At 64.8% G+C, this 14,584-nt stretch carries 12 protein-coding genes; 7 read left to right on the forward strand and 5 right to left on the reverse strand.

All coding sequences use genetic code 11. The features are described 5' to 3' along the window. Window positions 1-125 precede the first annotated feature (125 nt). From ACPOLB_RS05680 to ACPOLB_RS05695, 4 genes are all read right to left on the reverse strand, one after another. Window positions 126-3,098 (reverse strand): TonB-dependent receptor domain-containing protein, encoded by a 2,973-nt coding sequence (locus ACPOLB_RS05680; RefSeq protein WP_425260344.1) that lies wholly within the window; start codon window positions 3,096-3,098, stop codon window positions 126-128. Between the two features lie 144 nt (window positions 3,099-3,242). Next, on the reverse strand, window positions 3,243-4,181 hold the full coding sequence (locus ACPOLB_RS05685) for a FecR family protein (protein WP_425260345.1): 939 nt from the start codon (window positions 4,179-4,181) through the stop codon (window positions 3,243-3,245). Between the two features lie 131 nt (window positions 4,182-4,312). Next, window positions 4,313-4,792 (reverse strand): RNA polymerase sigma factor, encoded by a 480-nt coding sequence (locus tag ACPOLB_RS05690; RefSeq protein ID WP_425260346.1) that lies wholly within the window; start codon window positions 4,790-4,792, stop codon window positions 4,313-4,315. Between the two features lie 32 nt (window positions 4,793-4,824). Beyond that, complete coding sequence (locus tag ACPOLB_RS05695) at window positions 4,825-5,628, reverse strand: transposase (RefSeq protein WP_425260347.1); 804 nt, start codon at window positions 5,626-5,628, stop codon at window positions 4,825-4,827. Window positions 5,629-5,718: 90 nt separating this feature from the next. Here ACPOLB_RS05695 and ACPOLB_RS05700 point away from each other — a divergent pair, with 90 nt between their 5' ends. Next, complete coding sequence (locus ACPOLB_RS05700) at window positions 5,719-5,958, forward strand: helix-turn-helix domain-containing protein (RefSeq protein ID WP_425260348.1); 240 nt, start codon at window positions 5,719-5,721, stop codon at window positions 5,956-5,958. A gap of 45 nt (window positions 5,959-6,003) precedes the next feature. On the opposite strand, the gene ACPOLB_RS05705 is transcribed toward ACPOLB_RS05700, so the two are convergent. Next, the gene (locus ACPOLB_RS05705) at window positions 6,004-6,381 is read right to left on the reverse strand and encodes a helix-turn-helix transcriptional regulator (RefSeq protein ID WP_425260349.1); all 378 of its coding nucleotides are present in this window, start codon (window positions 6,379-6,381) and stop codon (window positions 6,004-6,006) included. Window positions 6,382-8,085: 1,704 nt separating this feature from the next. On the opposite strand from ACPOLB_RS05705, the gene ACPOLB_RS05710 reads away from it, so the two are divergent. From ACPOLB_RS05710 to ACPOLB_RS05735, 6 genes are all read left to right on the forward strand, one after another. Then, window positions 8,086-8,529: a hypothetical protein gene (locus tag ACPOLB_RS05710; protein WP_425260350.1), complete on the forward strand. Its 444-nt coding sequence runs from the start codon at window positions 8,086-8,088 to the stop codon at window positions 8,527-8,529. 657 nt (window positions 8,530-9,186) lie between these two features. Continuing rightward, window positions 9,187-9,771: a hypothetical protein gene (locus tag ACPOLB_RS05715; RefSeq protein WP_425260351.1), complete on the forward strand. Its 585-nt coding sequence runs from the start codon at window positions 9,187-9,189 to the stop codon at window positions 9,769-9,771. Window positions 9,772-9,944: 173 nt separating this feature from the next. Then, complete coding sequence (locus tag ACPOLB_RS05720; protein WP_425260352.1) at window positions 9,945-10,313, forward strand: DUF6697 family protein; 369 nt, start codon at window positions 9,945-9,947, stop codon at window positions 10,311-10,313. Between the two features lie 179 nt (window positions 10,314-10,492). Continuing rightward, on the forward strand, window positions 10,493-10,957 hold the full coding sequence (locus ACPOLB_RS05725) for a hypothetical protein (protein ID WP_425260353.1): 465 nt from the start codon (window positions 10,493-10,495) through the stop codon (window positions 10,955-10,957). 489 nt (window positions 10,958-11,446) lie between these two features. Next, on the forward strand, window positions 11,447-12,406 hold the full coding sequence (locus tag ACPOLB_RS05730; RefSeq protein WP_425260354.1) for an IS5 family transposase: 960 nt from the start codon (window positions 11,447-11,449) through the stop codon (window positions 12,404-12,406). A 609-nt stretch (window positions 12,407-13,015) separates the two neighbouring features. Continuing rightward, complete coding sequence (locus ACPOLB_RS05735) at window positions 13,016-13,651, forward strand: hypothetical protein (RefSeq protein WP_425260355.1); 636 nt, start codon at window positions 13,016-13,018, stop codon at window positions 13,649-13,651. The last annotated feature ends 933 nt before the right edge of the window (window positions 13,652-14,584 follow it).

Consider the following 14,584-nt stretch of genomic DNA (forward strand, 5'->3'; position numbering starts at 1 on the left):
CTCCTGATGGACCCGGCCACGCCCAGGCACGCCAGGAGCAGGCACGTGCGCCAGCACTGCGCCTGTCCCAGGGGCCGCGCCGGGCGCTCGATGAGAACGTGGGAAGCGGGGTTGGCGCCGAAGCGCTACCAGTTCAACGACAGCCGAGCGCTGGCATAGCGGCCGCGCCAGTCGGCCTGGGTCGGGTCGTAGAACGGCGTGGCCTCGACGAATTCCGGCTGGCGATCGGTCACATTGACGATGCCGAAGGACACCACGGTACCTTTCACCGTCGTGCCGGAAACAAGGCCGAGCCTGACCAGATCCACGCTCGCGTTCAGATCGTGGGTCCACAGGTTGCCGAGCCGCCGCTCGCTGGTGCCGCTGTCCCTGTAGGTGCCGACGTAGCGGCTGGTGAGGCCCATGCTCCAGCTGCCCCGATCGAACCCGGTCGACAGCCGCCCCTTCCAGACGGGCGACCAGAAGTCAAAGAAGCGGCGTCCCAGCCGGTCCTCGGCCGGCGCCTCGGGTGCGAGCACCACCTGGTACGCACGGGTGCGGGTGGCACCTGCGGCCAAGGCCCACGTGCCCCCCAGCGCCTTCCACGCGTGCGCGGCCTCGAGATCGACGCCCGATGTGTCGACGACGCCGTAGTTGACCTCGCCCCAGAGCACCCGGGTGATCGGTCCCGGCTCGGTGCCGGTGGGCGGCCCACGACGCACGACACCGGGGAACAGCCCCTCGTTGTTCACCAGCACCTGGGGAAAGGCCAATCCGATCAGACCGTCGATGCGCACCTTCCAGGCCGTCATGCCGAGGCGCGTGCCCAGCGTGCCGTCGGGCTCCCACACCGCGCCCAACGCGTAGGCCTTGCCGCGTTCCGGCTCCAGTGCCGGGTTGGTCGAGCGCACGACCTCGCCACCGACCACGGGCTCGTTGCCGCGGGCGGGGTCCACCAGGCCGAAGGCCTCGCTCGGGAAGCTCTGGTCGGGGACGTTGGTCTGCAGCAGCGTGGGCGGCTTGAACGACGTGGCCGCCGAGGCGCGCAGAAGCAGCGTTCGCGCCGGCCGCACCTCGAGCCCGGCCTGGTAGGTGGCGGCGGAGCCGAAGTCGCTGTACGAGTCCCGCCGGGCCGCCAGCGTCAGCACGGCCAGGTCCCAGCTTTGCGCAATCAACGAGGAGGATCGCAGCAAGGGTGCGCGCAACTCGGTGTAGGCAGCCCGCTGCGTCCTGTCCGCTGCGACGGACAGGACTCCCGGGATCGCAGACTCGAAGCTGTCCCGGCCCGCCTCGACGCCGGCGATGACGTCCATCGGCCCGGCTGGCAGGGTCAGCAGCGGACCCCGCACGAAACCGCCCAGCTGGTCGCGCTGGCCGCGGCTGATGCGCAGGCTTTCCGGCCAGATGGCCCGCAGCACCTGATCGCTGGCCGCCCGACCGGCCGTGAACGGATTCAGCGCGGCCTCTGCAACGGGGCTGGCCAGTGCGGCCGTGCGCGCAGCCGGGTTGGCGTTGACCCCCGAGGTGCGGCTCTCGCCGCTGTCACGCGAACCCGAGCCGGTCACCTCGACGTCCCAGCCACCGCCCAGGTCACCGCGCACGCCGACCAGGGCACGCGTGAAGCGCGTGCGGCGGTCGATGGTCTGCACGCCGTTCTCCGACCCCAGCGCGCCCGTCACGCGCACATCCACGCCAAATGGGTTGTGCGGGTTGCTGGCCGGCACGAGCACGTTGTTCAGCAACAGAGCCGCCTCGTCGGACCACAGATGGTCCTCGGTGCGCGTCAGCTCACCGAAGATCGACCAGGCGCCGGAGAGATAGCGCTCGCCACTGGCGTGCAGCCCCAGTGTCTCCAGGCCGTGCACCAGGGTGTACCCCTTGCCGACGGCCTGGCCGCTGCAGAGATTGGCGGCGCCCGCCCTCGGAGCGAAGTCCTCGATCGAGAGCAGCGCGCCGGCGGTGACCGCAGGAATGCCGGCAAAGCTGGCGTCCAGGCCAGGCAGGTTGGCGCCATCCGTGCTGCTCACGGTCCCGGGGGCACAGGTCCGCACGCGCTGATCGCTGCCACCGAACCGTCGGTAGTCCGCGTCCCGGAAGAACGCGCGCTCGGCCATGGTGAGTGGCGAGCGCTTGGAATACGACCCCAGCAGCAGGAACGAGCCACGCTCGTTGCCGCCACCGCCGGCCAGCGACACGCTGCCATCGCCGAGGCCCTTGGCGGCACCCAGGCGCGCGTCGAGCGCCAGACCGTCGACGGACTTCTTCAGGATCACGTTCACCACACCGGCCAGGGCATCGCCGCCGTACACCGCCGAGGATCCGACCGGCAACACCTCGACCCGTTCGACAGCCGACAGCGGAATCAGGTTGAGGTTGAAGTAGTTGCCGGACGAGGACCCGACGGCCTGCACGCGGCGGCCGTTGATCAAGGTCAGCGTCGACCCCAGCGGCAGGCCCCGCAGCTGCACCGTGCCCTGCCCTCCTGTCGCACCGAACGAGCCCTCGCCTGCGGCGACGGACACTTCGCTGAGGCTGCTCAGAAAGCGCTCCAGCGTCGGCTGGCCACTTTTCTGGAGGTCTTCCCGGCTGTAGGTGTTGACCGGAGCCGGCCCCTCGGCCGCGACCCGCTTGAGCCGCGAGCCCGTGATCTCGATCCGCTGGGCCTCGGCGGGACGCTCGCCGTCCGCCGCCGACGCGGTGGCACTGCCGTCGGATTGCACCGGGCTCGAGGCCAGGGCCAGCTGCACGGAAGCCGAACCGCCAGCGCTGTCCGCAGTCAGAACGGTCGTCGACGACCTTGCACCGCCCGCCGCCGGGAAGCCGCCTCCCGTGGGCGGTGCCGGCTTCACGACGATGGCGCCGTCCTTCATGACATCGGCCGACAAGCCCGAGCCATCGATGGCACGCGTGATCGCCTCGACGGCAGACAACCTGCCCGACACCGCACGGGCCGTCTTGCCGTTGACGACAGTCGGATCGAACAGCACGGAAGCGCCAGTCTGCCTGGCGATCGATCGCAGGGCTTCCGCGAGCGCCTGCGACGGCTGTGCGATCACATGCCGGGCGGGCGCTGCAGGCTCGCTGGCCACCGCAGCGCCATGCGCTGCGCACACGATCATGGCCAGAGCTCCTGGAGCCAGAAACTTTCCTCGACAGACCGCAGCGGCGGGTGGCTGGTAGCGCATCTCGTGACTTTCCTGTGTTGCTGATTGGGTGACAACCAGATGACGAGAAAGTCCAGTGCAGGCCGGACAGTGCTTTCGCTACTGAGGTTTGAGCAGCTCCAACCGTCCGTCGCGGTCCCGCACCTGCAAGCCATGCAACGCCGCGATGGCATGGGCGAACCCCGCCGTGTCACCCGTGCGGTAGACACCGCTGACACGCAGATCTGCAAGACCGGATGGTGCGAGCAAGGTGATCGGCGTTCGGCTGTAACGGTTCATCTCGGCAACGGCATCGACCAGCGAAGCGCCGTCGAACACCGCCTCGCTGCGCTTCCAGGCAACGACCTGCTCGAGATTCGGCCTGTCGAGCTCCGCCTCGGCGGCTCGATCTGTCCCGATCGCGCCACCAGACAGCCGCACGCGGTCGCCGGCGACCATCGGCACGGTACGCGCCGGAGCCAGCCCTCTCGCGCCAGCCGCCGGCTGCAAGGCAACCTGGCCTTCGAGCAGCGTCACGGCCAGCGCGCCACTGCCCACACCCGCCGGCGCAGCGAACCGCACCGCGAACACCGTGCCGAGCGCCAGCACCTCGCTGCCGCCCGCGCGCACAGAGAACGGGCGTCCTGGATCCCTGGCGACTTCGAACAGCGCCTCGCCGCGCCGGATCGACACGACCCGTTGCCGCGGGTCCAGATCCACATGCACCTGCGTGTCGGTGTTCAGCGTCATGCGCGTGCCGTCCTCGAGCACGACGAGCTGCTGCTCACCCACGCCGGTGGCGTAGATGCCCATGCTGCGCCACTGCTGTAGGCCTGAGGCACCGACGACCACGAGCAGCACCAGGACCGCAGCCGGCGCCCAACGCCTGGCGGCGCGCCCCCACCAGCCCCCGCCCCCGTCGCGCGCCTGCGGCTGCGACGCCACGAACGCGTCGGCCAGCGTGACCCGGGGCACACTCTCCCAGGTGTCGGTACAGCGCTCGAACGCCTCGCGGTGGGCCGCGGAGCGCTGCTGCCAGGCCAGGCACTCCTGTTCCATCTGCCGACTCCGCTGCGGTCCGTGCAGCCGGGTCACCCAGACCGCCGCCTCGGCAGCGATCTCCGGGGGCACCCGGACCGGAGGACCCGACTGTGCGGACCGCGCAGCGGCGGCACGTGCCTGGCCCATCGCTACCAACCTTCCATCCAGCCGGTCACCAGCATGGTGGCCTTGGCGATGTGTTTCTCGACCGCACTGACGCTCAGCCCGTGCTGCTTGGCGATCTGCTGGTAGCTCATGCCGTCGATCCGGTGGGCCAGGAAAATCTGGCGTGTCTTGTCGTGCAGTCGCCCCAGGCAGACGCTCAGCCGCTCCAGCCGCTCCCGGGACAGGAGCACCGCCTCCGCGCTGGGCCTGTTGTCGACGAGAACGACATCGTCGAGCGTGACCTCTTCGCCACGCGACAGGCGCGAACGGTGTGCATCGATGGACAGGTTGAGCGCGGCGCGCATGAGGAAGGCCTCGGTGTTATCGACCGGCTGCTCACGCCGGTAGCACTCCAGCCGGATCCATGCTTCCTGAACAAGATCGTCGGCTTCGTGCTCCGTCCGGCCACGGCGCATCAGAGCCGATCTGACCCGAGAGAATACGCCTTGCCAGTGCTTTTTCATCCGACAACCCGCGAACCGAGAGGGCAGACAGCTCAGATGCCTAGGGCCGCTATCTTAGGACTTGAGCGCTCATGCTGGTAGTTATGTTCGGCGCTGCCGACAGATTGGCTGCCGTCAAGCCGACGTAGTGCGCGAGAGAGCGTTGCCCTGGCGAACGAAGCGGCTGCTTCGCCATCGGAGAAGCCTCCGTGCCGATCAAGCGCCCTGCGCAGGAGGCGGTTCGTGGCGAAGGCACGGGCATCGCCGAAGAGCACCTGCTGCCGGCGGGTGGGCGTCATCGACCACAGCGCCCACCCCTGTTCGAGGGCGATCCGCCAGTCTGCGGCGATTGCCGGATAGCGGTCGCCCCAGCGGCTGGACGCGAACTCGGCCAGCACCGCTAGGGCAGCGAGACCCGACTCAGCCCGGACGATGTCTCGCAGGTGTTGACCCACCGGCGCCCGATGGCGTGCCGCCACCAGCGACACACTGCGATCGAGCAAGCGGGCAAAAGACGGTAGAGCCAGCGCCCCCGGGAACCGGGCTCGCAGATCCTCCCGGAAGTTCGTCAAGTCGCCGCTGATGGCGAAGCGGATTCGTTCGACACCGCGATTCTTCAACTCGACGAGCGCGCTGCCCCAGTTGATTGCACCAAGCGGATCCTGGGACCACGCTCCCAGCGACTCCGATTGGCCGTCGCTGAGCACGCCAAATGCCCAGCAATAGTTCGTCCGTCGTTCGGCCTCGTCTCTCTTGGAGACCGTGACTTGGGTGAAGTACACCGCGACGTAACGACGACACAACAGGTGCTTGCCCCACGGTTCCGGGAACGCAGCTGCCCTCGCGAAAACTGACATGGCGTTGCTCCTGTGCAGAAAGCATCGAAGCGTCCATTGTCACTCATAGAGCGTGGACTCAAAAGAGCCTGCTTCATAGATTCCAGATGGATGTCGTCAACCAAAAGCTCGATCAACCAGACGGACCCCCGTGTCGTCTTTGGTCGGCAATTGGCTGAACTCCGGCGTCAGGCGGGCATGTCGCAAGAGGCGCTTGCGCTTGAGAGCGGATTGGCGCGCAGCTATCTCGGCAGCGTCGAGCGTGGGCAACGCAACATCGCCCTCCTCAACATCTGCCGGCTCGCGGCAGCCTTGTCCTTGCGACCCTCCGATCTACTCCAGGCGCTGTAAGCACCGCATGGGCCAAGGCTGGCGCGCTCGCGCGATACGCAACCGTCAGGAGGTTGCCGACCCTTGGGCGGTGCCCTGCGTTTGAATCCAGCGCCGGATGTCCTCGGCGCGCCAGACGGTCACGCGCTCGGACAGTTTCACCGGTTCAGGGAACGTGCGCGCACGCACGCGCCGCCACAACGTGGACTTAGAGATGGGGACAAAGCGCAGCACCTGCGGCTGCCGCAGGAAGCCAGTGTCTGGCAGCACCGCGCTCGGTGCTGCGTCCAGGGCGTCTGGTGGCTGGGCGGTGGGAACAGTAACGCGGGGCATGATCGGCCATTCATCGGCATGCAGCCGGCAAAAGTCATGACCTGCTCTGCGGCGGCGGCGCTCGGTCAGGAAACGCACCTGCCACCCCGGAACGCTCAACTCCAGGTCCATCGCGCACGTTCCGTTCACGCCATGGCCGTCGCCGCCCTCTGGAGGAGCCCCCCGCACTCACTCCCTTCAGTTTGATCTGACCCCCACACGCTGGAGTGCGTTCACCGCTACCTCTGCAGAGCCAGCAAGTGCGTCTGGAGCCTAGGCAGGCTCCAGCCTGCACCGCCTACTTTCGGCCAGATAGGCGAGGAGCGACAGGCCAAGCGGGAACGTCGAAAGCATCGCGTCGACTGTGGACGAGGCAGGTATCGACTGCGACGCCACCCTGTCCGGGTGGAACTTGAGCAGGACTCCCAAGTGGCAGATCACCGTTCCGCGACAGCACCAACGATCAGCACAGCATCACCCTTGCCAATCTTCGGAGAGCGGACACTGTCTGCGTACGCTCAGACTGCCCATAGGCCACCCCGCGGTCAAGGCAGGCCTGTAGTTTGCTCGTCCAATCGTCGGCACTTCCGGAGGTTTGCCCGAGCGATATGGATACCTTCGCCTGATCAGATCTTTCGAGTCGGCGGCAACTCTGTGAAGAGTGGACTGCTGCTGTACCGAACGCGGATATGGCCGACCACAGTGGACTTGCTGCCGTCGATGGGGACGGTGCCGTCGGCGAGCAGCTTGGGCCACAGGCTCAGCAAGGCGAACCCGTGACGTGCCTTGTGGAACGCTTCAGCGTGGACCTTGCAAAGTCCACGAAGGGCTTGAAGTCCAGGGTTGGACGGCCAGCTGGCCACACCTACTTGGTTTGACCCTGCCCTTCGCTCCACAGGCGCTGGCTAGACTGCAATACGTTGAGATAGCCGTAGCTGTAGATCTTCAGCGGCACCGCCCGATGGGACGACAGTCAGCCGACTCGCCGCCGGTTCTACGCCATGGAGGTCGAGCTTGTGAAGCGTCAACTCGTTGATGACAACAGCAGCCCAGGAGTGCCACCCGCTAGAACAGCCGCGGTGCTAATCCCAAGCTTCGCAGGGTCCCCTCGGTTTCCCGTACGGGTTCTTCCAAAGAGACCGTCTCCGTTTGTCGTTGTCCTCGTGATGCAGCGACAGTTCACTGCGCCCGCATCGCCAAGACTTGTGTAACCTTGCCGCATACATCACGTTAGGCCTCATGAAGCACACCACGTCGGCCCGCCTCGGATTGATCATCGCGGTTTGCTCTGCGCTCGCTTTCGCCGCGTTCGGCGTACTTGAGTTGCTTGTAAGGGAACAGGGCGGGTTGAACCACGGGAAGTTCGTTGCGAGTTTCGCCTGCTTCGGCTTCATGTTTGGTGGAGTCCTGGCCTTTGACTCGCTACCCGGCGAGCGCGAAGAGGGTCGTCCGCTTCTAAGGACAGTCTTTGGAGCACTCGCAGGCCTTTGTCTCGGCTTGCTGTGGGGGTGGCCATTCGAGGGAGTTGCTCTGTCCACAATGGTCGCAGCCGCACTGGGGTACACGGGCCTCACATGGGCGAAGTATGGTCCGTAGTGCATTCGGGCTCGCGTGCTTTGGTGTTGAATGGGCACTGCGCCCGCAAAGCGTCCTAAACCTGGATTCAAGCTGTTTCTCAGGGAGTCACGACACGAGGCCTAACCCCTCGGTCAAGCGGAGAGCCAACGGCAAGTCACCAGGCCCGGGCCGCGGCGCGCTACATTCTCCGCAGCCCGAGCCTGGCGCCTCGCCGCCGGCTCCCGCTTACCTCGAACGTTAGGCGTCACCAACACACCTATGAAGCGCACCTACGGTACGCCGCTTCTGCGCCTGGTACGCGGAGGAACAACGTTGTCTGAAGGCGAGTTCGCACTGCTCCGCTCTATGGTCGAGGAACTACCCGATCAGTTGCGATCCGTTGTCGAGAGTCAATTTGACGAGTACAACCTTGTTCAACGTGAGCAAGATCGTCGCGCACTCAACTTTTACGCCATGAGCTTGTTCTCGAAGCGTCCACGCCCAGTGACGCAATCAATAAAGAGCAAGAGACAGGAAGTGCCGCTCATCCGCGTTTCTGCTCTGGTTGATGGCGATCCGGACCCCTTGTACGCCGCCCTAACAGCTGTGAACGGTCGGGCATTCTGCGTGTCGTTCAGTCGCCCCGTACCCGAAGTGCAGTCTGAGCATGAGCTGACGGTTACCCACGTGTCGCAAGCGTGGAAGTCCAGCTTTCCGCAGTGACGCCTAACCCCTCGGTCAAGCGGAGAGCCAACGGCGTGGCACTTGGCCCGCGGGCCGCTATGCTTCATCATCCGTCCCGCGGGCCAAGCGCCACGCCGCTGTCTCCCGCTTACCTCGAACGTTAGGCCCCGCGGGGAGTCCTGTGCTTGCTTCGGCGCGCTCCGGCCACAGAATCGAAGTCACGCCGAGCCTGCGGCACGGCGAATACCGGCACCGGCTTCGCCCGTGCCAATGCACGCGCTCCGGATACCGCCGTAGCAAGTGATTGAATTCCATGCCGAAGTGCCACGCTTTCGCCGTCGTCGCTTCCCGCTTCACTGATGCATCGGCCTTCGGTTGCCACGGTGGCGCTGTGATCAATACGCCGTCGTTGTCAGGGTGTTGCCTCGCGCTTCGGTCATCTCCAGAGCCTCGTTGCGTGGTTGGTCAGGCGCACGTCGGTCGCCGTAGCCTGGCTCGGTCTTGCCGCCTTCGGACATCGCAGTCCCTTGAGTTCGTCGCCCGCGGCGCTCACGCCAGCAGCGGGGCCTAACCCCTCGGTCAAGCGGAGAGCCAACGGCGTGGCACTTGGCCCGCGGGCCGCTGTGCTTCATCATCCGTCCCGCGGGCCAAGCGCCACACCGCCGGCTCCCGCTTACCTCGAACGTTAGGCCTCAGATGGCAACCGATTGGCTCGTCTACTGGATGACACGCCCTGAAGGCTTGGCGCTCATTGCGCTCGCAGTCGCCGTTCCTTTCGCCATCTGGCGCATGATCCTGGGACCGCGCTTTGTGAGTGTAGGCTTCGCCCCACTGGCCACTGGCTATGCGCTTGCCGGAGTCGGCCTCGCCTTGACTACGCTGATTTCGTCGCACGTCGAGTTCACCTCACGCGTCTCTACCGGCGCTCTCGTCGAGTCCGACCGGTGGAGCATTGTTCCTGGATGGTCCTTCTACTTCGTCGTTCTCTCGCTCATTCTGGTGCTGCCACTGCTCGGCCTCATAGGAACGCCCGCATCGGCTTGGTTACTGCGCAAACGCTGCCTTTCCCACCGCAGCATCGCCGGCGCGCTAGTCGGGGTTTGGCTAGTAGTGGCCGCGCTCGCGTGGTTGACTCCCAGCAACGAGTGGCACCGCACTCATAAGTTGGAGTCTCTCGGCATGTGGTTGTCAACCGTAGGGGCCAGTGTCGTAGCGGTCGGTTTGCCCTTCGTGTACGGCATCTACCTTGTTGCTCGTCGGCGTGAACGCTCTGAGGCCTAACCCCTCGGTCAAGCGGAGCGCCAACGGCGGGACACCAGCGCCCGGCCGGTGGTACGCGGTACATTTTCACCGTCCGGGCGCTGGCGTCCCACCGTCGTCGCCCGCTTACCTCGAACGTTAGGCCACACAGGCCATCCCACGCGGCGGGCCTACCAAAGAGACAGGAGACCCCCGTGTTCAAGATCGGCGACACGTACACCCGCGATCAGATTCACACCGCAGTTGGCGGCAGCAAACAGGCCTACATCCCTACCCTGGACGGATCGGTTCTCGCCGTCTGCGTGAAGACAGATCTGAACCCAAGAGCACCCCGAGAGCTACTTTGTGGCGTAGGTCCAATCATCGCCAAGTCAGGCGCCCTGCTCGCCTCCACACCGCATAAGGTCCCGGTCTTCATCAAGCAGGCTGTAAACCAATGGGAGTACATGGGCCTGTATCGAGTTGCCGCGGCATACACATCTGGTCCAAGATTCAACGCAATGGTTGCTGGCTCTGGCCGGTCACCAAACGATGTCAGCGTCGCCATAGAAATGCAGCCTTAATGCGCTACCTCCGAGTGTGGCCTAACCCCTCGGTCAAGCGGAGAACCAACGGCAAGTCACCAGGCCCGCGCGCCGCGGTGGTTTATCCTGCATCGCGCGGGCCTGGCGCCTCGCCGCCGGCTCCCGCTTACCTCGAACGTTAGGCCGCACATGCAGGCACCCAAGTCCACGGAAGCGCTGTGAAGTCAGTCAAGTCATCTGCGCCACAAACTTCATTGCTCGCAAAGCTTCGGTCAGCTGCGAGCGACAAACTTGAGTTGCTCGCAGAAGGCGTCGGTTTAGTGTTTGCGGCCTTAGGCGCCACTATCGCAGCAGTGCTTGGAAAGGTCATTGTCGGAGTGGTGCTCGGAGTTCTCGCACTTGGCTTCCTGCTCCGCCTGAAGGGCCGCAAGAAGAGGGCGTTGGAGGCCAAGAGCTTGGTGCAGAGCCCTGGCGTCGGAGCGAGGCTCCTTACTGGCCTCGTTTCTGCGTGTGAAGTCGCTGCGCTTGTAGAAGCCACTAACCTCCCCGTCAGGTTCGAACAGACAGCGTTTCACATGGGGCATTGGTACCTTGTGCTGCTGGTATTCTTTGCAGCCTACTTCCTTCAGCTGCCGCTGTTTGCAAGGTTGCTGGGCAAGTTCACGGCGCGGAGTGCAGCCTAACCCCTCGGTCAAGCGGAGAGCCAACGGCAAGTCACCAGGCCCGCGCGCTGCGGTGGTTTATCCTGCATCGCGCGGGCCTGGCGCCTTCCCGTCGGCTCCCGCTTACCTCGAACGTTAGGCGTCACGATGAACAGTCTCTGGGGTCCGGTCGCTCCAACTGAATACAGTTCAGTTCGCGTTATTACTGGTCGCCTGGCAACCGAAGACGATGTGAAGTCCGGGTGTGCGGTCTTCTATCTTCAGTCGCCAGAGAAGCCAAAGTCGAAAGCAAAGCCGCACCCCTTGCAACTACCCGCCTGTGCCTTGCACAAAGATGGCGAGAAGCAAACACCGATCGTCATTATTCAGGCTGAGTACGCTGATGGTCGTGTAATTCTGGGTGCGCGCCCCTTGGATGGTGGAAATATGGCATGCCTACTAGGGAAGGTCTGCAAAACCCCAGGCCGATCCGCGTAGTGTGATGGCGTGGGGTCGGCGACGATCACGGCCATGAAGCAGCTCGGACTTGGCCTGAACCTGTCGACCAAGAGGACGCGCAAGCGCGAGTTCCTCGAAGAGATGGAGCGCGTGGTGCCGTGGGCGGCACTGGTGCAGATCGTGGAGCCGTACTACCCGAAGGCCAAGACCGGCCGCCCGCCCTTCGGCATCGAGACGATGCTGCGCGTCCACTACCTGCAGCAGTGGTTCGCGCTGTCGGACCCGGCGATGGAAGAGGCGCTGCACGACATGCCTGTGTTCCGCGAGTTCGCCAGGCTCGGCGACGGTATGAGCCGACTTCCCGACGAGACCACCATCTTGCGATTCCGCCATCTGCTGGAGAAGCACGACTTGGCGACCGACATGCTGCGGTTGGTCAACGACATCCTGCAGGCCAAGGGCCTGATGATGAGGAAGGGCACGGTGGTCGACGCCACGTTGATCGCCGCACCGAGCTCGACCAAGAACGCCGAAGGCGAGCGCGACCCGGAGATGAAGCAGACGAAGAAGGGCAACCAGTGGTACTTCGGCATGAAGGCCCACATCGGCGTCGATGCCCACTCCGGGCTGGTGCACAGCGTGGTGGGCACGGCTGCCAGCGTCCACGACGTGACGCAGGCTGGCGCGCTGCTGCACGGCGAGGAGCAGGCCGCCTTCGGTGACGCTGGCTACCAAGGCGTTCACAAGCGGCCTGAGGCCCAGGGGCCTGCTTGGCACGTTGCGATGCGGCCAAGCTTGCGGCGCAAGCTCAACCCGTTCATCGAGCCGGAGTTCATCGCCGAGCAGATCGAGCGAGCCAAGGCCAGCGTGAGGGCCAAGGTGGAGCATCCGTTCCGTGTGCTCAAGCGGCAGTTCGGCTACACCAAGGTGCGCTACCGCGGGCTGGCGAAGAACACGGCGCAGATCGTCACGCTGTTCGCGTTGGGCAACCTGTGGATGGCGCGGCGGCGGTTGATCGCAGGCGCGGGATGAGTGCGCTCAAAGCGCCCTCGCGGCGTGCCAGCAGCGCCCAGCGCGGCCCTCGAAACGGCGTCGAGACAACGCGCGTCGGGCCTGCTGGCGATGTCACGGCATCAACTCACCTCAAGCTGCACTTCGCATCGCGTTGTGCAGACCTTCCCTAGCGGAGTGCGAACTGGTCGAACCCACAGATCCGCGGTTCCTTGGCAGCCCAGCACGGTCATCAAAGGCAGCCGCTGCGAGCGGTAGAGCGACAAGGCTGAGCAAGCGGCCTCGCAGTGACGCCTAACCCCTCGCTCAAGCTGACCCGCTACGGCAGGCTGTGTAAGCCCGGCCTGTGGCACATGGTGCATCATCACAGGCCGGGCTTACACAGCCTGCCTCCGCGGGCAGCTTAGCTCGAACGTTAGGCCCCACCGGCACCCGTCGCAGAACGCCACCCGCCAGGAATACATCGGTGCCAATCCCATGTTTCGCAGGCTCCCCGAACTTTCCCGTACGGGTTCGCCCAAAGGCAGCCCCACTCCTTGTCGTCGAATCGACCAAGGAGTGACAGTCACATGCTCCAGCATGGCCAGGTTTTGTGTAACCTTGATGCCTAAAGCACGTTAGGCCTCACAGTTGACACCCCTGCCATTCAACTTCACTCGGCTCGGAACGCTGCGCGACGCGATGCTTTGGCGTCTGCTGCCGCTCCCGTTTGCGTGTGCGGTGGGGATCTGGCCGATGATCGATGTGCCGTCCGCTACAGCGACTGTAGTTTCGATGGTTGAACCGCTTGCGCCGGCCCTTGCCACGCCCCCGCCCAAGATCGCAGAGTTCATCGTTGTGATGGCTGCCATGTGCGCCGCCGCTGCGACCTACACCCTGGGCTGGGTTCTGAACTTCGCATTGCTTGTTTGCTTCAAGCGCCATTCAAGGGCTGCTCTCATTGCTGCCTTCGCTGGCGGACCGTTGCCGTCCAACTGGGAGAAGGAAGACGCATCAGCCAAGGCACTTGCAGCACACCTCAAGGAAAAGGCCGACTGGGGCTTCGCCCGAGAAATCGGTCCGTTGCGCTACATCGTTATGCGCGGCGGCCTTCTTTTTGGCGCAGTGGCATTCTTTTGCGTGCACATCGTACTCAACTGGCTTCAATCGCAGCCAATTATCCTTGCTAGCCTACCGTTGAAGTACACCCTCTGGGTGCTCTTTGGTTGCTCAATGGCTGCGCAACGATGGTGGTCGCTAAAGCGTGCATTCCGCGGTGAGGCCTAACCCCTCGCTCAAGCTGACCCGCTACGGCAGGCTGTGTAAGCCCGGTCTGTGGCACATGGTGCATCATCACAGCCCGGGCTTACACAGCCTGCCTCCGCGGGCAGCTTAGCTCGAACGTTAGGCCGCGCAGAACACTTCCTTCTCATGCCCGCAGCACAGAAAACCGCATCTCTGCGCCACCGACTGCTTGGCCGCATCCCGCCAGGCATCGCAGTTGTCGCCGGCTTAGCGGTAGCAGTCGGCATCATGTTCGCTGCCGGCGCGCTACTTCCCAGTTCGGCGGAGGTCCTAGCCGCATGCAAGGCAAGCTGTGCGCCACGCTCGGGGAAGATGGTCTCAACGGTCCCTGAGTCAATGGTGGCTCAAGGCAAGCAAGCGCCAAAGAAGTGCGAGTGCCTGTGAGCCCAGTTCACTGCGATCAGGCTACTCCAGCCCTGCGTTCAGCGGCCCCGGCCATAGAACTCCATCGCCACGGCACGAGCCTCAGCATTAGGAATCCAGCCCAAATCCCCGCTCCATTCACCGCGACTCTGCAGTTTACGGTCTTAGCCTACTCGGTCCAAACACTCAGCGCATCGCCGGCGCGGCCTAACCCCTCGCTCAAGCGGAGCGCCAACGGCAGGCCACCAGGGCCCGGCCTGAGGTACTCCGTCCATTTTCTCAGTCCGGGCCCTGGCGTCCTGCCGTCGTCGCCCGCTTAGCTCGAACGTTAGGCCTCACAGTCACGCACTTTCGCATGTCCAGCACCTCTGAGTTCGCCCTTGACTTGAGCCTCGCGTTTCCAGCGAGAGTCGTGCATGGAGATATCGCCCCGCACCAATGTGAGGAGTGCGCGGCTATCCGCTCAGCTCTGTCAGGCCGTACATGGACGGAGGTTCCCGACTCGTTTGCCGAAGAGTTCTCAGGCTCCTTGCCTCTCCTTACCGAGGAAGC

It is taken from the genome of Rubrivivax soli (assembly GCF_049810355.1).
In the GTDB taxonomy this organism is placed as follows: domain Bacteria; phylum Pseudomonadota; class Gammaproteobacteria; order Burkholderiales; family Burkholderiaceae_C; genus Rubrivivax.